An 18141-nucleotide genomic window follows, 5' to 3' on the forward strand; every position below is an offset into this window, starting at 1 on the left:
CGTATAATTTACGCGGACGTTGCGTCGCCTCTTCTTTGCGTTCGCCGCGAGAAACTTCTCTTCCGCGAGAAAAAAGTTTTAAGCATTAGGCGTTAGGCTTTTCGCTTTCCTCCCTTTTTCTCGAATCAAAGTTTTGACTTTTAACTTTTTAATTTTGACTTTGAGTTTCTTCGCGTCGCCGCTTCTTTCCGTTTCGCCGCGAGAAATCTCTCCTCCGCGGAAAAAAGGTTTTGGGCTTTGAGCTTTAGGCTTTGGGCTTTAAGGTTTCCTCACTTGCTTCGTCAGCTTTAGCGTGAAAAATAAAAGAATTGCCAGTACAATCGCCAGCGTTACCCAAAGCACGCCTTTGTTTAAAAAAACAGAATTTTTCACATCGGATTTAGGCTGTTGAACAGATTTAATTTCTCCGATGGCTAAACGCTTTATTTGAGCGGGAATGCTGTCTTTAAAACTCTGCAGTTCGTATGATGGCGATTGTAGCACGGGATCTCCCATAAAGAGGGAATAGCTTTTCTTCGCATCGAGGTAAGCGATCAGTTCTTTCGCTGACTGATATGTGTGCAAACTTTTAATTACAAGGGGCGGATTGTCTTCGTTCTCAATTTTTATTATAAACTTTTTCGTGTTAAAGGCGGGAATTACAAAGCTGTTGTCGATATTTGATGAAAGCTCAAAGTATTCAGTTGAATTCACATTAGATATCGTAATTTTTCTTTTGAAGAACTTTGGTGCCTCAACCGCGAGCGCGACTTTTTCAATGTGATAAAAATTTTCGTTGGTTACGGTGATATAAGTGTTTTTATCGGAGCTATCTTTTTGAACAAAGGAAAGCTGCGGTGTGGCAATGTAAGCGCCGGTTGTCGGTGTAGCTTTCTCCAGGATCTGCGTTGTGGCTGAAAGTATTTGCAACGGTGCCTCTTTGCCGTTGTTGATGATCAGTTTAAAGTATGCGTATTGGTTTGCGGGGAAACTCAGATCCTGCAGATAGAAATCCTCTTTGCCGGCATTGTCTTTTTTGAAGTTGATATTCTCCAGAATGGTAAACCACTGCTTCTCATCATTACTTCCCCGGAGCGTTGCGTAACGCTGCACATCTGCATTCTTTATCTGAAGTGTCATTTCATTCAACAACGTCCCCGTTCTGTTTTGGATGATGATTTCTGATCTTCCGCTGTCCGTTGTCCTGTTTTGAACAATGGGCATTGGAACACCGGATACATGGGGTTGTTGGGCAAATGTATTCCTGATAAGAAAGGGCACCTGCGTATTGTGATCATCCATGATGCGTATATCACTGAAGTCATTTTTTATATGACTACTCAGTTCGGGCGTAATATTAATCGCGTAGAAGCCGCTGGAATCAATCTTCTGGACAGATGCTTCATATTTAAAATGTTGAGCACTGCTTTGTGCGAACGCAACAAGTGATGCTACAACAATCATAATCGCTTTGAAATGTCCTTTCAATAAATTATTAGACTTCATTTTCTGTTGGTCTGTCATCTAAAATAATTTTCTTTAAACGTTGGTACATAAATGATACTGAAAGAAGCAATATGCCCAGTAAAATAAACGCCGCGATTTTTCCGCCGGGTGAAATATTGCTGAGATCATTTACAAAAAGCTTTAAAATAGTAACACCAAAAATACTGAGCGCTATAACACGCAGCGTTTTGTTGTGATGGCGGAACCCCAGCCAGATAATTATAAAGGATGAAATGCCCAATAAAATGCTTAGTCCGGCTTTAGCAAAAATTCTTTCCGCCACATCTATGGATCCCGGTCCTCTGTAATACAACCACACATACAAATGTTGCATCTCAATGCTCAGAACCAGGATTATTGCAAGTGTTATGACCCAGGTAATAGCACGCATGCTCTTTTTATACGGTTCTTGATCAGCCGAGATATGCCGGATCAGGTTGTTTATAATCAGGCATAAAAAGACAACACTGATAATGTGTGCAACAAAATGTATTTTATGTTGATTTGCAGTTAGCGAGGTTTTCTCCAGATCATATACGCCGGGGATGTTAAAGAGATAAATAAACAGCAAAACGCCCGGAACAACAATGCGCAGGGTATTGGATGTGCTAATGTTAAACCTGCGGAACAAGATGTATAACACCACTGCAAATGCAAAAATATACAACGGAACATAAATGCTGGTTAGTGATACATCAGGGTATCTTTGCGTATACTGATCAACAACTTCAAAAAGACCTGCAAGGAATACAATAATGGATGCAGCTGTTACATAAAATAGCTGTGCAGTTTTATTGGTGACGGGCCGGATATAAAAAGTGTCTATCTGTTTTCTCAATAACAGAAATACGATGAATAATGCCGATGCTACAACTGTTCCGGTAATAAATGCCTTGTTGGTAATTACAGGAACTATGCGGCCGCTTCCATAAACATTCATCCAATCCATTACAAGGCTGATGATAGTAAGAACCGTTATGATGGCAGAAGCTATTTTAAACAGCGGGATCGCCGATCTTTGATGCAGCCAGTATAAAACAACAATTTCTGCTGACCAGAAGAGTGTGATATAGTTACCTTTTAACTGAACGGGGGCAGCAAGCGAAATGAAAGATAATGTGATGCCTATCAGCAGGTAAATAAAATTGCGGTCGGCATTCTGTCTTTTAAATATAGCGTATGATAGAGCGAGATTGATTAATCCCAAACCAGCGGTAAACAATCCCTTGTATTCACTTGTAGATGTCTTTCCTGCCAAAAGATACATGCCCGCTGCATAATAGGCGAGGTTAATGCTCAAGAGCATTATAAAATCAAACGCGTGCAACCTGCCTTTTTTTGCCACATGATAGATCAGGGTCATCACAATGAACATGCAATAGAAGATGGATGCAAAGATGAAGGCACCCACGCGCGGAAGCGTGGATGAGCTTTCATTGATCAGCCAGCCCGCATAAAGAATAACAGTGAAGAAGAATGCAATGAAGTTAAGTGGCCGCCATTGCTTGTAATTTGCCAGCACAATTAATCCGGCATTTAAAATAGCAATATAGGTGAACAGTACAATATAGTTGCCATGACCGGTACTAACCAGAAGCGGCGTAATAAATCCGCCAATTGTAGCGATAACAGCCAGCTCCAGGCGGTTGTAAAGAATGGATAAAATGACGGCAAAAACTGTGATCACCACCATGATTACAAAAGCAACCGTTTGAGAAAATAAATGGTATTGATGAAAGGCGAATGCAATTGTGAAATAGAAAACTGCTAAACCACCACCGGCAAGAACAGAGCTGAATGAGCGGTAATTTTTGCTGAGTTTATGTGCCAGTGCAATTAAAATTCCGCCGCACAAAAGCCCGATACAAACACGGCCGATCTCGTTGATCCAATCCTGGTCAATGGCATATTTTACAAAGAAGGCGATGCCCAGTACAAGAATGGCGATCCCTATTTTGTTGATCAGGTTTTCCCCGATGAATTTCTCAATGTCGGGATTTTTTGCCAGCCAGTTGCTGAAAAAGCCCGGGCGTTCTTCGGCATGTTGAACTGCAGCATGAACCCGAGGTGCAGGAGCACTTTCCCATTCAACAGGAGGAAAGTCAACAACGGACGATTCCGCTTCTGCCACTGGCTCTGGTATTATTGTAAGTGCGGGTGTTATTGGTTCTTCTATGATTGAAACCGGAGAAGGTGGAACCGTTGCTTCAGTCTCCGGTTGTACCGTTTGAGGAATATTGCTATCCTGCGCGGGGGCCGGAACAAACTTATCTTTCAGTTGTACGATTTCTTTCTCGAGAGATCTCAGATGTTGTTTCAGATCTGTTGTGAGATCTTTTTGTGCCGACACTTTTGATAATAAAATGCCGATCATTACGAGCAATACTATCAGGAGAAATATTTCCATTGGTTGTGGGTTTGTTTTTGGGCGCTAAATAAGGGTTCTCTTAAAACTTGAAAAGTAAGGGAAAAAATTGATGTTGTAAAACGATGAGATTTCCATAAGCGAGGCAGGTGGCCTTTCATTACTTAAGCCTCGCTGCGCCGCCGCTTCGTTGCATTCGCCGCGTGAAACCTCATCCCTCGCGCGAACAGTTTTAAGCTTTAGGCTTTGGGCTTTAAGCTTTAACCTTCCTCCATCCTTCTTATTTTTGCCGGGAAAAATGTAACTTAAGAAAAATTATAACTATGCTTGAACCATGGAGAACAGGCAAGGTCATCAGGATTGAAGATATTACTCCCATTACCAAAAGGTTCTGGATTGCAGTAGATGATCTGGAGCGTTTTGATTTTAAGCCCGGACAATTTGTAACACTTGATCTGCCAATTGATGAAAAACGCAATAAAAGATGGAGAAGCTATTCCATTGCTTCCTGGCCCGATGGTACGAATGTGATTGAACTGGTGATTGTATTGCTGGAAGGAGGACGCGGTACCCACTATTTGTTCAATGAAGTGAGCGAAGGGAGTGAGCTGACATTACGCGGTCCGCAGGGTGTTTTTACGTTGCCGGAATCGCTTGAAAAGGACATGTTTCTGATTTGCACCGGAACAGGCATTGCGCCGTTCAGATCCATGGTTAATTATATTCACCAGCATAATGTTCCGCACAGGGATATTCACCTCATTTTTGGCTGTCGCAGAACAATGGATTGTCTTTATGGTGTTGAAATGAAAGCGCTTGAAAAAGAACTGGAGGGCTTCTCCTACATCCCGACTTTTTCCCGCGAGCATGACAATCCCGCCGACATCCGCAAAGGGTACGTACATGCGGTTTACGAAGAAATTGTTACAAAGAATCAACTGGCTCCCGCATCATTCTATCTCTGCGGCTGGAAAGACATGATCGATCAGGCGAAGGAGAAGATCCTGAGTTTTGGGTATGATAAGCATGATATTCATTTGGAGTTGTATGGGTAGACAGCTGTCAGCTATTAGCTATCAGCTGTCAGCTGGTGTTGTCGCCAGAAAATGAATTGAAGCATATTGAATAAAGTAAAAGAGGAAACAATAATTTGTCTCCTCTTTTTTATACGTGTTATTTCGGCAGGCGTCAGGCTGGCAATTAATAGCTATCAGTAAGCGTTATCGCAGAATATCTAACTCTTGACACAGCTAAAAATAAAAAGAGGAAACAACGATCGGTTTCCTCTTTTTTATAAGCCAATATTTTCATCCGGCGTCATAGCTAAGCTAATAGCTCATAGCTGAAAGCTGACAGCTAAAGCGTAATCAGATCCAGCACCTTCGCCTTAATCTCACTAATATGTATCCTTTCCTGCTGCATGCTGTCGCGGTGGCGGATGGTAACGGTTTGATCTTCTTTTGTCTGGTGGTCTACAGTAATGCAGAATGGCGTACCGATTGCATCCTGTCTGCGGTAGCGTTTACCAATTGCATCTTTTTCTTCGTAGAAACAACGGAAATGAGGTTTGCAGGTATTCATAATTTCCCTTGCAATTTCCGGTAGGCCATCTTTCTTGGTTAATGGCATAATGCCCAGCTTAATTGGCGCGATAGCCGGAGGCAAATGCAATACAACACGGCTGTCTGGGCTACCATCTTCTTTGGTCCAGGTTTCTTCCTCATAAGCGTGAGAAAGGATCAGCAGGAACATCCTGTCAAGACCAATAGAAGTTTCAATTACATAAGGCACATAATGCTGGTTGATCTCGGTATCAAAATACGTCAGTTTTTTACCGCTGTATTTCTGGTGATTGCCCAGGTCAAAGTCAGTACGTGAGTGAATACCCTCCACTTCTTTAAAGCCGATCGGGAATTCATATTCAATATCAAGCGCCGCATCAGCGTAGTGCGCTAATTTAACGTGATCGTGAAAACGGTATTTGTCAGCCGGAATGCCCAGGCTTAAATGCCATTTCAAACGGGTTTCTTTCCAGTAGTCGTACCATTCCTTTTGCGTGCCAGGCTTAATGAAGAATTGCATTTCCATCTGCTCAAACTCACGCATACGGAAAATAAACTGGCGTGCAACGATCTCGTTACGGAAAGCCTTACCAATCTGTGCAATACCAAAAGGAATTTTCATCCTCGCAGTTTTCTGCACATTCAGAAAGTTTACGAAGATGCCCTGCGCTGTTTCTGGTCGCAGGTAAATGGTATCAGCTTCATCAGAAACAGAACCTATTTGGGTCGAGAACATCAGGTTAAACTGACGGATCTCTGTCCAGTTGCTGGTTTCGCTTACAGCACAAACAATTTTGTTGTCTTCTATCAATTTTTTCAGTCCGGCAAAATCATCATTTGCCAGCAGCTGATCCATGGTTGCCAGCAGTTCATCGGCCTGCTTTTCGCCATCAGCGCCTTTTTCTTTCAGTTTATCAGCATGAGCTTCAATCAGGTGATCAACGCGGTAGCGTTTTTTGCTATCCTTGTTGTCAATCATCGGATCGCTGAAATTATCAACGTGACCGCTTGCTTTCCAGGTAGTTGGATGCATGAAAATGGCAGCATCAATACCCACAATGTTCTCGTGCATCTGGGTCATGCTTTTCCACCAATAGTCGCGGATGTTCTTTTTTAATTCGCTTCCATGGGGACCGTAATCATACACGGCACTCAATCCATCGTAAATTTCACTACTTGGAAAAACAAAGCCATACTCCTTGGCATGGGATATAATTGATTGAAATCTATTGTTGTCTTGTACGCTCATAGGGCGCAAAGATAGGGGGTAGGCAGCATTCATGTTTCACGCAAAAAGGCGAAAGTTTCACGAAAAGTTCGCGCGGACGGTGTTGTTTCACGCGGCGGACGCAAAGAAGCAGCGGCGCAGCGACGGTTGCGACTGCCCTCAGAACTTAACGAAATTCGGCAGTCATAACAACCTCGCACAAAAAAAGCTGAAGATCTCTTGTCTTCAGCTTGTATAAAGAAAATGTATTAAATGTAATTGTTCTCGTTTCTGGCCGCCTTCTCGCTTTTTCGTTCTCAAAAAAACTTTGTGCTTCTTCGCGCTTTTGTGCCGTCGTGTTTTTAATCTCCGTGCCTCGCCTGTGCGACTCTGTCTCCGTGGTTTATCCCTTTGTGCTGCTTTGCGCCTTAGCGCCTTTGTGGCAACAAAATCGTGTCTCGCCTGTGCCGCCCTGTCTCCGTGGTTCAAAACCCGCGCGTCAGCGCTATTCTTCCAATCTGTCTCTCTCTTCCATTTTCTTGTAAGCCATGATGAATACGGCACCCAGGTTTTTGTATGGTGGCACGTAATCATCAAACAGCGTATTGTGCGCGAATCTTTTTTCCAGGTTGCTCCACATGCCCGGCCAGTCGAGGTCCTTGCCCTGGCGCAGCGTTTCCACTATCGCGCTGATCATCGGCATATTAATAAGTCCGCTACCTGTTTGCTTACTCGAAATAATCTGGGCGGTAGGGCAAGTGTTAAGCACTGTGCTCAGGCTCTGGTATCCGCCACAGCTACCCAGCAACACAACCTTGGCAGACGGCGCCAGTTGCTGTAATGTGGAAATAAGGTAATAGCTATGCCCGCGGTGAATGACCATTGTCGGATCAAGCCCTTTATCTGTAAGGTATTGGCCAAGTGCAGCCTGCGCATCAGCATCAAGTCCTTTGGTTTCATCCAGTGGCCTGTTAGAATAGATAGAAATAGGTGTTCCTTTTGTGGAGCGCACTTCCACCCATTTCGCAGAAGGAATTATTTTCCAGTTGCCGTTGCTCATGTTGCTAAGAAAGCTATTAAATACGTTCGTGCCGTCTTTATCGCCGTAGAAGAACTGCTGAATAATAATTCTTCCTGTGCCATCCTTCATCATGGCATTCGGCATGGAGTATACCGGCGGAATACCCAGTGTGGCGGTCAAATCAATCTTGTTGTTCGGATCAATTGACTGGAAGATGGTATTTAATATTCCGTAAATGCGCGTAGCTTTTACATTCTTGGTCTTTTGTGCCTGCTCCAGGTTATATTGTACCTGGCTCAGGATAAGTCTTTTGATGGCGGGATCTTTAATGCTTGAATAAGAGTTGGCCACATCCACCGCATCTTCCAGGTTCTGCGTTTTATCAAGACCGCGCACAAACGCCACCATTAGCATTTCTGCGTTCTGCTTATCCATTCTACCTAAAAAGTTATCTAATGTGTTATAGTTGGCAGCCATCTTGATCCACTTTTTAAAGTGATCGAAATACACGCTCATCAACAGGCTGTCACCTTTCTGCATCTTGCCTTTCCAGATACGAGGATAAACACCATTTACATAGCTGGATGTATAAATTTCTTCTTCTCCTAAAACTGCCATGTAATAAAGTTCCTGCGGGGTAAGCTTTTCAATGCTTTTAAAGCGGATGTTGTCTGGTTTTTCATGCAGACCATTGATCTCATTGATATACACTTCTTTGGCTTTAAAGCGCAAACGGTTCGTGAGCGTTTGCATGGCCATCGGAGTATCTCTTTTAATTACACGCGATGCATAATCCAGTTCAGTTCTGACAAGCAGGCTATAATACTTTTCATCATTATCCATCACACTCTCAATCTCTTCAAAGGTCGTCTTTCCTTTATACAGATTGTCCAGGAAGGGGAAATACTGACGGCCGGTTTTCATCTTGGCCATCTTGTAAATAATCTTCACTAACGGATCATTCACGCTGCCTATTTTTCCGGCAAATGAATTGGTTGCCGCGGCATAGGTGTACAGATTTTCCTGTTGTGTGCGGGCTGCTTTTATAATTAAACTGTCAGCAAAAGGCAGGTTTGGCTTTTCGCTTAAAGTCGGCAATATGCGTTCCGGGTATTTGGACAGATATTTTGCCATCAGGTCGTTTCTGCAGGCTTGTGCATCAACATTGTCTTTAAACGCGATGCTATTTATCAGCATATTACCTGTTTCATAAGCATTTTTCTGAATGAGGGGTAATATGCTTTGGTGCTGCATTTCAAGATCCATGGCTGATTTAAAATCCTTAACCAGTTGTGGCAATGCATTGCCTTTTACCTGTTTTTGCCTGTATTGCGAAATATAGGCCGTAAGCACTTCATTCAATCCGCGAAGAAATTTGATCTTGGTATTCGCGTCAGTTGAAGCATTGCCTTCTATTTCATTCTGTAAATTATCGATGCCTACCGTGGCTGCGTAGGTTATCTGGTTGTTTAGATCATCATCAGAAGAAGGGGCAAATTTGTCGTCCTGTTTACCGTCCAGTGTGAAAAGTGTTCTTTGTGACTGGTTGATATTTTCATGAAACATCTTCCTCATCAAAGGTATATCCTGTCCTGTGGTACCGGTTGTCTGGGCAGAAGCAAAAAAATTAATAAAGACTACAAAACCTGATAATAAAAGTACTCTCATCCTGTCGGTTAAATTTTTTGTACAAATGCAAAAATACTACCAATTATTTGTTTAGGCGGGCATTAGCGCGGTGTGCCGCTTCAGGAAAAATAGTGTTATTTTAGTTAACAATAATATAATGAAGCATTGGCTAAGCATCAAGCCTGTAAAATTATTTTTGTGTAAACATATTGTTAAATGGAAAACAAAGCAAAAAAGGTATTGATAGCAGATGATGAGCGTGATATTCTGGAAATTATCAGTTACAATTTAAGCAAGGAGGGATATGAGCTTTATACTGCAAAAGATGGGAATGAGGCGATTGAAAAAGCTAAGCAGATCAATCCCGATCTGATTATCCTGGATATTATGATGCCTTATAAAACAGGCGTTGAGGTTTGTGAGATCCTGCGTGCCCAACCCGCTTTTCAAAACACATTAATAATATTTCTTACTGCGCTTAGCGATGAAGCATCTCAGATTAAAGGACTTGAGACCGGTGCCGATGACTATGTGAGCAAACCCATTAGCCCGAAGGTGCTTGTGAGTCGGGTTAACGCAATATTTCGCCGTTTAAACAAGGAGGAAAGCGGCAAGGCGATCACCGTTGGTGATATAACAATTGATCCGATCAGGTTTGTGGTTTCTATCAACGGAAATGATGTTATTCTTGCCAAGAAGGAGTTTGAACTGCTGCATTTGCTTGCATCGCGCCCTGGCCGGGTGTTTCTGAGAAATGAGATTCTGAGCCAGGTTTGGGGAGCTGATGTGATTGTGGGTGACAGGACTATTGATGTTCATATAAGAAAGATCAGACAAAAATTAGGCATAGATTGTATCACAACCGTGAAAGGTGTAGGGTATAAATTTGAATTATAGTCTTATATTCGATGGTTGCATGCCCTCGTAGAGTATTCATGCAACCATACCGAATATAAAACAATGTGCCTCTTTTACTATGTTTACAGCTAAGAACTTTTCACCCAACCAGTTATCTGCATTAACGGCCCTTCTTCTTTCCGTCCCGATTGGTATAGCATTTTACGTAATTCACAATAAGATCTGGATCGCGGTAATTGCACTGCTTATTATCTTTTTAGGAAGCTACATGTTGATTCGATCTGTACTGGAAAAGTTTATATATCGCAAAATAAAGCTCATTTATAAGTTTATTTATCAGACCAAAGCCAGTAAGAAAGAAGAGATGTACTACAAATACATTCTTCCTAAGAAAAGCATTGATGAGGTAAGGGCAGATGTGGAAAAATGGGCTGAGCAACGCAAAAATGAAATTGAAATACTCCGCAGTAATGAAGCCTACCGCAAAGAGTTTTTACAGAACCTCGCGCACGAGTTCAAGACGCCCATTTTTGCAATACAGGGTTACGTAGATACCTTGTTGAACGGTGCACTTGAAAATCCGGATGTGAATGTTCGCTTCCTGGAAAATGCTTCGCGGAACATTGACAGAATGGTGAACCTTGTAAGCGATCTTGATGAAATATCCAAACTGGAAAGCGGGGAACAACCTTTATACAAACAGAATTTTGTAATACAGGACCTCGTTAAAGAAGTTGTAGAATCACTTACTATTAAGCTGGCTGAGCGCAATATCAAATTCAGCATTAAGAAGGGATGCGAATTGCCCGTGACTGTTTTTGCTGACAAAGAAAAGATTCGCCAGGTATTGATCAACCTGATTGAAAATGCCGCAAAATATGGTAAGCAGAACGGCAATATTGTAGCCAGTATTTATAATACTGATGAAAAGCATGTGCTGGTTGAAATAAGCGACGACGGAATTGGTATTGCCGAAGAACATTTACCCCGCATTTTTGAACGATTCTACAGAACAGACAGGGGACGTAGCCGCGACGTTGGTGGCACCGGCCTTGGTCTTGCCATTTGCAAACACATTATTGAAGCGCACGACCAAAGCATGCATGTACGGAGCAAGCTTGACGTAGGAACAACTATAGGCTTTACGCTTGACGGCAGACAGGGAACAAAAGTGAATGGCGAGCAGGTGGAGAGGCAGAAGGCGTAGAAAGTTGTACGTTATAAGTTATACGTTTTACGTTGAAGGTGAGGGATAGGTTTAAGGTGTGAGGCGTGAGGAATGAAGTTAGAATTCTGGGTCAAATTGAAAATATCCAGTGATGAGAATGAGCAAACAGGTGCGGAGGTGCCAAAGCTGATAGCTCAAAGCTGATGGCTAATAGCTGTATGTCAACAATCCATTCCAACGCATCCACTGAAATCGACAAGTATATTGATGAAATGCCTGCCTTCGCAAAGGCTATCTGCGACAAGCTGCGAACAATAATTTTAAAGGCTGATAAGGAAATTGTTGAAGACTGGAAGTGGGGACCAAACTACCAGTTAAATGGAATGCTTTGCGGCTACGGTGCTTTTAAAGCGCATGTAAAGTTCACCTTCTTCAACGGTTGTGCGATGAAGGATGAAAACAGACTGTTTAACCACTGCGTGGACAATGAATTCAGCCGCTCTATTAAATACACTGATGTAAGTGAAGTTGACGCGAAACTGATCACTGCTTATGTAAAAGATTCTATCGCTGTTAATAAAGAGGGATTTAAACGACAGGTAACTCAAAAAGAAATAGAAACACCCGCCGATCTGCAAAAGGCACTTGATAAAAACAAAGCTGCAAAAAAATACTTCGAAGATCTTTCCTACGGATACAAAAAAGAATATGTTGAACACATTAATTCCGCCAAACGCGAAGAAACCCGAAATGAACGGATAGTTAAGGTAGTTGCATTGTGTGGAGAGGGGAGGACGTTGAATGATAAGTATAAGAAGTGATACTTGTAAGTTTTACGTAATACGTTGATTGGAGCGAAGGTGTATCCGCTAATACGGTGCAATGCCCTACTTTTGCTGTTTGCAATTTTCACTATTCACTATTCACCATTGACTTGTAATGACCGCGATACATTGCAGTTGTACGTTATAAGTTGATTAGAGCGAAGATGTCACCACTGCTGGTCGCTATGCCTTACTTTTGCTGTTTCAATTTTCACTATTCACTTTTCACCATTGACTTAAATGCCCAATCATTTTTTCAAATTCAAACAATTCACCGTTTACCAGGATAAGTGTGCAATGAAAGTGTGTACCGATGCGTGTCTGTTTGGTGGTTGGTTGGCGAATAAAGCTGATCTTGCTTCTGGGAAACATGTGTTGGATATTGGTGCGGGAACAGGATTGCTATCGTTAATGCTTGCGCAGAAATTGCAGGAAGCGAAGATTGATGCGGTTGAAATTGATTTGCATGCGGCGGAGCAGGCAAGGGAAAATTTTGGCGGATCAGATTGGTCTGCAAGGTTGAATTTGATAAATATGCCGGTACAAGAATTAAAGCCGGAAATAAAATATGACTTGATTATCTCCAATCCCCCCTTTTTTGAAAACGATCTGAAAAGCAATGATCATAAACGCAACCTGGCCCTGCACAGCACGGCTTTAGGCTTGGATGAGTTATTTGATTTTGTAAATGGCCACCTGGATGACAATGGTTCTTTTGCTGTATTGATCCCATATCATAGAACGCAAGAATGTCTTCATTTGGCCAGCCAGCGCAGCTTTCATTTAGCAGAAAGTGTACTAGTGAAACAAACTCCCAGACATGATTTCTTCCGAAGTATGTTATTGTTTAGAAAACAACCATCCGAAGCAGTAGAAAACGTGATTGTTATTAAGGATGCGAGCAATGCTTATACTGATGAGTTTGTAGGGTTGCTAAAAAACTATTATCTGCATTTATAAACAGTTTTTTTACCACAGAGTACACAGAGTTTTTTTCACTGAGTTGCACTGAGATGCTCTGTGCAACTCAGTGTCATAACTCCTTTACCTCTGTGGTTAAAAAAACTCTTGCACATTTTCAATTGTCAACTAATGCAACGCGTAGTCGCTTAAGTATTCAAAGTGCTCCGTCAACTTCCCCTTCCTCAAAATCGTCGCTTTCTCAATTATTTCATTCCCATCCCTTACCAGATCGCCCAGCACATGTTTAATCAATTGTTCTCCAAAATACCTGCTTGCATCACGAGGCAACTCATTCGGTAAATTTCCTACAGCCATTACATCCACGCTTTCGGGTAAATAAGGCGCGGTTTTTTCGAAAGTTTGTCTGTTCACACCATAAACCGGATCGCTGATCACTGCGTCGCCAAGATTGCAGGGAACACTTCCATTTTTATCATCAGTAATATCCGCTATCGTGCTGATCCGGAAGGATTTATCTTTTAATGCTTCCATCTCAAACAACCGCGGCATGTTTGGCGTCCAGTAAATGCCATTCATAAGAATATCAGCTTGCGAATAGTAATTTTCAAACAGGCAATCGTATTCCTCTGGATGATTGTGAAAATGCTCCCGGTTATATTTTCCGGTTGCACGATGCCGGTATAGACCGGCTCCCTTTAAATGCACATAAACCGGGTAGGCAAACTCTTTACTTAAAAAATCATCCTCTTCAACATCCTGCACATCCATCAGGTTCATGATCTCTAATATACCGTGTGCCACACGACCACTGCCCGTCACGACAATTTTTATATTGGGTAACTTTAAACCAAAATAAGTATGGATGAGTGCACGGTAGTCCTTGCTTTTGTACACCCTGCCGAGCGAAAACTGACCCGTGCGATTGCCGTACGCCATAATACCATTGTGTGCACCCACAATTCCAGCAAAAAAGCCAAAGCCAATGATCCGCTGACCGTCCTCATGTTCCAGGCATTCATAATCAATCAGCGTAATATTTTTATCCATCATTGCATGCATCAACGCCTGGTTATATGATTGTTTCTTTTTGGTGTGCGAAAAGAAAACATAGGTTTTATCGGGAATTAACATGCTAACGGGCACTTCCTTTATGCCGAACATAATATCGCAATCACTCACATCTTCCTGAACGGTAATGCCGGCGAGTTCGTATTCCTTATCCGTAAAGCACCTTGTAGCGCTGCTTTGCACGGTAATAGTACATCCCGGTAAATTCTTCTGCAGCCATTTGCATTGGGCGGGCGTAAGAGCCACACGTTCGTCCGACGGAGTTTTTCCTTCTCTGATAAGCGCAATAGCTGGCATTGGCATAATTTTGTTCTAAAGTAATCGATATTTTTTATCAGGCGAATACGCTCAGGGGAATATTGTAATGAATAACACTATGAATTATTTTGAATTATTTGAACTGCCGGTAAACCTTAAACCCGAAAAGGCGCATGTAAAAAAGAAGTTTTATGAACTAAGCAGGCAGTACCATCCGGATTTTTTTACTAATGAAAATGAGGAGGCCCAGGCCGAAGCGCTTGAAAAGTCATCTTTGGTAAACAAAGCTTTCAAAACTTTTCAGAATGAGGATGAAACCATTAAATATGTACTTCAGATAAAAGGTCTGCTGGAAGAAGATGAAAAATTTCAGCTTCCCAACGATTTTTTAATGGAAATGATGGACCTGAATGAAAGTGTAATGGACGCTGAAATTGAAGGAAACATAGGCCAGATGGCCGCTGCGGAGGCGCAGATTGAGCAATTTAAAAATGAAATATATGAACCTGTTCAGCAAATTGTGGAGGATTATAAGGAAGGTGTTACTACCGAAAAAGAGCTGTTGCAAGTAAAAACTTATTATTATAAGAAAAAATATCTTAACAGGATTTTGGCCGGATTAAGATGATGCACTAATATTGCAGCCCGTTTCGGAGGTCCGGTTACCGGAAAGAGCCGAAAATGGTAGTAAAGCCCAGATGGCGGAATTGGTAGACGCGCTAGACTCAAAATCTGGTTCTCGCAAGGGAGTGCAGGTTCGATTCCTGTTCTGGGCACGGTAAAAAGCCTGTAATCATAGATTTCAGGCTTTTTTATTTGCGCTGTTTTTCAAGGGGCGAACCGTTGCCGAAATATATCAAAAGGCTGTTTGCATGAACTTTACTCAAACTGTCTTTAAAACCAATGTTTTCAGGGATAATATTAAATCTGGCAAGATTACATCCTACGATCTGATTGATGAGGATCAGCCATAAAATCTGCGATCAACAGATTAGCAACAACCTGTGCTGCCCGGCTATCTCCTTTGGTGCACGGTGAACACATGGAAGAACCTGACTTTCGGGATGGTCAACCGCCAGGCGCCACAGATTACCAAGGCCTAAGATTATCGGACGAGCACCGGGTTTTGCCTGGTAGTGCAAGTCAAAGAAATGGTCGCTTAAGAATAATTCAAAATCCTCCTCCGCTCCATGATATAGCTTTTTGAGTTCTTCACGTATCTCAGGAATAAGTACTTTCTGTTGAGCCTGTGCATTGGGCAATATCTCACTTGACGAGCCGTAGTAGGTGCACAAAATGGTATCGGTTGGTATGGGCGAACGATCTACATGAAAGGAATAGACATCGGTCGGGAAAAATGGGTAGCTATCGTCCCGATCATAATGTTTGATCACATTAAGAACGGGCGATGCACCGCGCGCTTTCAATAGTTTCAGGTCATTTAAAAGAATCTCACGGGCGAGTTGTCCCTGTTGGCTTAGCTGAAGCTCAAGAAGCTCCTCTGGTTCAATTTCCGTTATGTTTCCGCTTAGCGCTACTTTTCCCACGATCTCAGAAAAATCACCCATTAGTTGACGAGTCCAGCAAATCGCGTTTACCGATTTATTAAATGGCGTAGCAACAAAGTCTTGAAAATTTGAGACGTAGAGAACCTGTTCCCCGGCATGAGATGAATATGTCATAACAGGCAATGTAAAAATAAATGCGCAAAGCTTAGATAACGACGAATGTTTATGTCTGAAATCAATTCATTGTATTAGTCCGTAGGACTTTAAGTTTAATAGAAACCCCAAAAAAACAGGCCTATCTTGTCCGTAGGACATTAACCTCTTTTATTTGATTAAAGTCATAAGGGGTCAGGATGTTCTCAATTTGGATATTTCTATTAAGCTTAATTCCCCACGGGAAAAACTGTCACTATTGTGAAATTTGTCATTGGCACGATAGAAGATGTCTCCCCGAATATTTGGACTAGTGGTGATGGTTTATAAGTGCTTGTATTCGAAAACCCATTAAATAAATGGATCGAGTTAAAATTTCTTCTTAATTTTACATAACTAGTTATGTAATCAATTATATTATTATGAATTTATTTGAAAGGACCGGTAAAATGGCATTGGGAAGTCGACTGCGTCTTCTTACAGCAAGAATAACCGCCGATGCGGCCAAAATTTACGAGTTGTATGATAACGAGTTTTCTCCGAAGTGGTTTCCGGTGTTTTTTGTTCTTTACCAGGATGGTGAAAAAACAATTACAGAAATAGCAGATGAAATTGGCCACTCGCAGCCATCAGTAACCAAAATAATTAAGGAAATGGAGGTGGCTGGCCTGGTTTTTACCAATATTGAATCGAAAGACAAACGTAGAAACCTGGTGGGACTTACCGCAAAAGGAACAACGCTTTCTGCAAGAATCAAGATTCAAACTGCCGACATAGATATTGCAATTGAAGAGATTACCAAAGAAGCTTCACACGACCTTTGGGAAGCTTTAGCAGAATGGGAATTTTTGCTTGATAAAAAGTCGCTACTGAAAAGAGTTCAGGAACAAAAGAAGCTGCGTGAGAGTAAAGACGTGCGCATTGTTGATTACACACCGCAATACAAAACTGCATTCAAGGCCCTTAATGAAGAATGGATATCCGCCTACTTTGAAATGGAGGAAGCTGACTACAAAGCACTGGATAATCCAGAAGAGTATATCTTAAATAGGGGAGGAAGAATTTTTGTAGCGCTTTACAAAGACGAGCCGCTTGGGGTTTGTGCTTTAATAAAAACGGATGATCCTGGTTACGATTTTGAACTGGCAAAAATGGCTGTTTCTCCTAAAGGCCAGGGTAAAAGCATTGGTTATTTGCTCGGAAAAGAAGCTATCAATAAAGCCAGGGAACTCAGAGCCTCAAAAATCTACCTCGAAAGCAATACTATTCTAAAGCCCGCTATTAACCTTTATTACAAATTAGGTTTTCAAAAAATAGCAGGCCGTACAACACCATACAAACGTTGCAATATTCAGATGGAATTAGATTTAAAAGGGTAGACTATGGACAATGAAAACTTGTAAATCCTTCTTGGCGCAAGCATGCAGTCGCGATATTTGCGCGGCCTACTTATGCTGAATGCATCCAGTTTGCTAAGATTTATTTATACCCCCTTGGTATTGCACATTTAGGCCGACCGCCGTTGTTGGTGTGTCGGGCTGGCGATGAGTGCGTGCACACCAGCAACAATTTTCGGTGTTCACCTTTTTTGTGCAAGTAAAGTGCAAGAAGCCGAGCAAGAATACTACTCCGCACTGAATGCTGTCGTTTTTTTGTGCTGAGCAAAAAATGCCTTTGTAAATAATAAAAGTCCTTTGCGACAGATAATAATCATTCGCCAAATTGGTGCTATGCCTGAATTAGCTAATGTTATTGAAGATGTGTTGCAACCTGCTTATGTTGTTGGTACGCTTTCACACTTTTCCTTCGCTGCATACCAACAACGGCGATCGGCTTAAATGTGCAACAAGACCAAGGAGATGATGTAGAATAAAGAACTTGCGGTTGTAATGAATTAGGACATCCATCTTGGTGCAAGCATGCAGTAGAGCTATGTGCGTTGCGTACTTTCTATCCATGTTGGTATCGAATATGTAGACTGACCGCAGTTTCTACTCCCCTGGTATTGCACACTTAGGCTGACCGCCGTTGTTGCGTGTGTCGGGCTGGCGATGAGTGTGTGCACACCAACAACAGGTTTCGGTGTTTACTTTTTTTGTGCAAGTAAACAG

Annotated in this window: 13 protein-coding genes and 1 tRNA gene; 8 read left to right on the top strand and 6 right to left on the bottom strand. The window is 42.0% G+C overall.

The features are described 5' to 3' along the window. Nucleotides 1–258: 258 nt before the first annotated feature. Both QTN47_RS23830 and QTN47_RS23835 read right to left on the bottom strand, forming a co-directional pair. Entirely contained in the window at nucleotides 259–1503 is a 1245-nt protein-coding gene (locus QTN47_RS23830; protein WP_369331953.1) for a hypothetical protein, read from the bottom strand. Continuing rightward, complete coding sequence (locus QTN47_RS23835) at nucleotides 1475–3892, bottom strand: DUF2339 domain-containing protein (protein ID WP_369331954.1); 2418 nt, start codon at nucleotides 3890–3892, stop codon at nucleotides 1475–1477. The genes QTN47_RS23830 and QTN47_RS23835 overlap by 29 nt, the downstream gene beginning before the upstream one ends. A gap of 281 nt (nucleotides 3893–4173) precedes the next feature. Here QTN47_RS23835 and QTN47_RS23840 point away from each other — a divergent pair, with 281 nt between their 5' ends. Continuing rightward, nucleotides 4174–4905, top strand: a complete 732-nt coding sequence (locus tag QTN47_RS23840) for a ferredoxin--NADP reductase (RefSeq protein WP_369331955.1) — start codon at nucleotides 4174–4176, stop codon at nucleotides 4903–4905. Between the two features lie 301 nt (nucleotides 4906–5206). Here QTN47_RS23840 and QTN47_RS23845 read toward each other — a convergent pair whose 3' ends face one another. Both QTN47_RS23845 and QTN47_RS23850 read right to left on the bottom strand, forming a co-directional pair. Next, nucleotides 5207–6661 (bottom strand): glycine--tRNA ligase, encoded by a 1455-nt coding sequence (locus QTN47_RS23845; protein WP_369331956.1) that lies wholly within the window; start codon nucleotides 6659–6661, stop codon nucleotides 5207–5209. Between the two features lie 463 nt (nucleotides 6662–7124). Continuing rightward, complete coding sequence (locus QTN47_RS23850; protein WP_369331957.1) at nucleotides 7125–9308, bottom strand: hypothetical protein; 2184 nt, start codon at nucleotides 9306–9308, stop codon at nucleotides 7125–7127. A gap of 177 nt (nucleotides 9309–9485) precedes the next feature. On the opposite strand from QTN47_RS23850, the gene QTN47_RS23855 reads away from it, so the two are divergent. The 4 genes from QTN47_RS23855 to QTN47_RS23870 all read left to right on the top strand — a co-directional run bounded on the left by QTN47_RS23855 (nucleotide 9486) and on the right by QTN47_RS23870 (nucleotide 13079). Further along, nucleotides 9486–10166, top strand: a complete 681-nt coding sequence (locus QTN47_RS23855; protein ID WP_369331958.1) for a response regulator transcription factor — start codon at nucleotides 9486–9488, stop codon at nucleotides 10164–10166. 79 nt (nucleotides 10167–10245) lie between these two features. Next, complete coding sequence (locus tag QTN47_RS23860; protein WP_369331959.1) at nucleotides 10246–11334, top strand: sensor histidine kinase; 1089 nt, start codon at nucleotides 10246–10248, stop codon at nucleotides 11332–11334. A gap of 179 nt (nucleotides 11335–11513) precedes the next feature. After that, nucleotides 11514–12116, top strand: coding sequence for a YdeI/OmpD-associated family protein (locus tag QTN47_RS23865; protein ID WP_369331960.1), 603 nt, complete (start codon nucleotides 11514–11516; stop codon nucleotides 12114–12116). A 243-nt stretch (nucleotides 12117–12359) separates the two neighbouring features. Then, a complete protein-coding gene (locus tag QTN47_RS23870; RefSeq protein WP_369331961.1) occupies nucleotides 12360–13079 on the top strand; it encodes a tRNA1(Val) (adenine(37)-N6)-methyltransferase in 720 nt (239 codons plus the stop codon). Between the two features lie 129 nt (nucleotides 13080–13208). Here QTN47_RS23870 and QTN47_RS23875 read toward each other — a convergent pair whose 3' ends face one another. Further along, nucleotides 13209–14408, bottom strand: a complete 1200-nt coding sequence (locus QTN47_RS23875; RefSeq protein ID WP_369331962.1) for an NAD(P)-dependent oxidoreductase — start codon at nucleotides 14406–14408, stop codon at nucleotides 13209–13211. Between the two features lie 79 nt (nucleotides 14409–14487). Between QTN47_RS23875 and hscB the strand changes: the two genes are divergently transcribed. Together hscB and QTN47_RS23885 are read left to right on the top strand one after the other, a co-directional pair. After that, the gene (gene hscB, locus QTN47_RS23880) at nucleotides 14488–14997 is read left to right on the top strand and encodes a Fe-S protein assembly co-chaperone HscB (RefSeq protein WP_369331963.1); all 510 of its coding nucleotides are present in this window, start codon (nucleotides 14488–14490) and stop codon (nucleotides 14995–14997) included. A gap of 64 nt (nucleotides 14998–15061) precedes the next feature. Beyond that, nucleotides 15062–15145 (top strand) — tRNA-Leu (locus QTN47_RS23885). 207 nt (nucleotides 15146–15352) lie between these two features. Here QTN47_RS23885 and QTN47_RS23890 read toward each other — a convergent pair. Beyond that, entirely contained in the window at nucleotides 15353–16051 is a 699-nt protein-coding gene (locus QTN47_RS23890; protein ID WP_369331964.1) for a DUF1826 domain-containing protein, read from the bottom strand. 401 nt (nucleotides 16052–16452) lie between these two features. Between QTN47_RS23890 and QTN47_RS23895 the strand changes: the two genes are divergently transcribed. Further along, entirely contained in the window at nucleotides 16453–17409 is a 957-nt protein-coding gene (locus QTN47_RS23895; RefSeq protein ID WP_369331965.1) for a bifunctional helix-turn-helix transcriptional regulator/GNAT family N-acetyltransferase, read from the top strand. Nucleotides 17410–18141 lie beyond the last annotated feature (732 nt).

Origin of the sequence: Danxiaibacter flavus (assembly GCF_041060425.1) — a bacterium.
GTDB classification, from domain to species: Bacteria; Bacteroidota; Bacteroidia; order Chitinophagales; family Chitinophagaceae; genus Danxiaibacter; species Danxiaibacter flavus.

Excerpts from the sequence above, each read along its gene's own strand:
- QTN47_RS23830 (WP_369331953.1), bottom strand. The coding sequence starts at position 1,503 with ATGACAGACCAACAGAAAATGAAGTCTAATAATTTATTGAAAGGACAT.
- QTN47_RS23835 (WP_369331954.1), bottom strand. The coding sequence starts at position 3,892 with ATGGAAATATTTCTCCTGATAGTATTGCTCGTAATGATCGGCATTTTA.
- QTN47_RS23840 (WP_369331955.1), top strand. The coding sequence starts at position 4,174 with ATGCTTGAACCATGGAGAACAGGCAAGGTCATCAGGATTGAAGATATT.
- QTN47_RS23845 (WP_369331956.1), bottom strand. The coding sequence starts at position 6,661 with ATGAGCGTACAAGACAACAATAGATTTCAATCAATTATATCCCATGCC.
- QTN47_RS23850 (WP_369331957.1), bottom strand. The coding sequence starts at position 9,308 with ATGAGAGTACTTTTATTATCAGGTTTTGTAGTCTTTATTAATTTTTTT.
- QTN47_RS23855 (WP_369331958.1), top strand. The coding sequence starts at position 9,486 with ATGGAAAACAAAGCAAAAAAGGTATTGATAGCAGATGATGAGCGTGAT.
- QTN47_RS23860 (WP_369331959.1), top strand. The coding sequence starts at position 10,246 with ATGTTTACAGCTAAGAACTTTTCACCCAACCAGTTATCTGCATTAACG.
- QTN47_RS23865 (WP_369331960.1), top strand. The coding sequence starts at position 11,514 with ATGTCAACAATCCATTCCAACGCATCCACTGAAATCGACAAGTATATT.
- QTN47_RS23870 (WP_369331961.1), top strand. The coding sequence starts at position 12,360 with ATGCCCAATCATTTTTTCAAATTCAAACAATTCACCGTTTACCAGGAT.
- QTN47_RS23875 (WP_369331962.1), bottom strand. The coding sequence starts at position 14,408 with ATGCCAGCTATTGCGCTTATCAGAGAAGGAAAAACTCCGTCGGACGAA.
- hscB (WP_369331963.1), top strand. The coding sequence starts at position 14,488 with ATGAATTATTTTGAATTATTTGAACTGCCGGTAAACCTTAAACCCGAA.
- QTN47_RS23890 (WP_369331964.1), bottom strand. The coding sequence starts at position 16,051 with ATGACATATTCATCTCATGCCGGGGAACAGGTTCTCTACGTCTCAAAT.
- QTN47_RS23895 (WP_369331965.1), top strand. The coding sequence starts at position 16,453 with ATGAATTTATTTGAAAGGACCGGTAAAATGGCATTGGGAAGTCGACTG.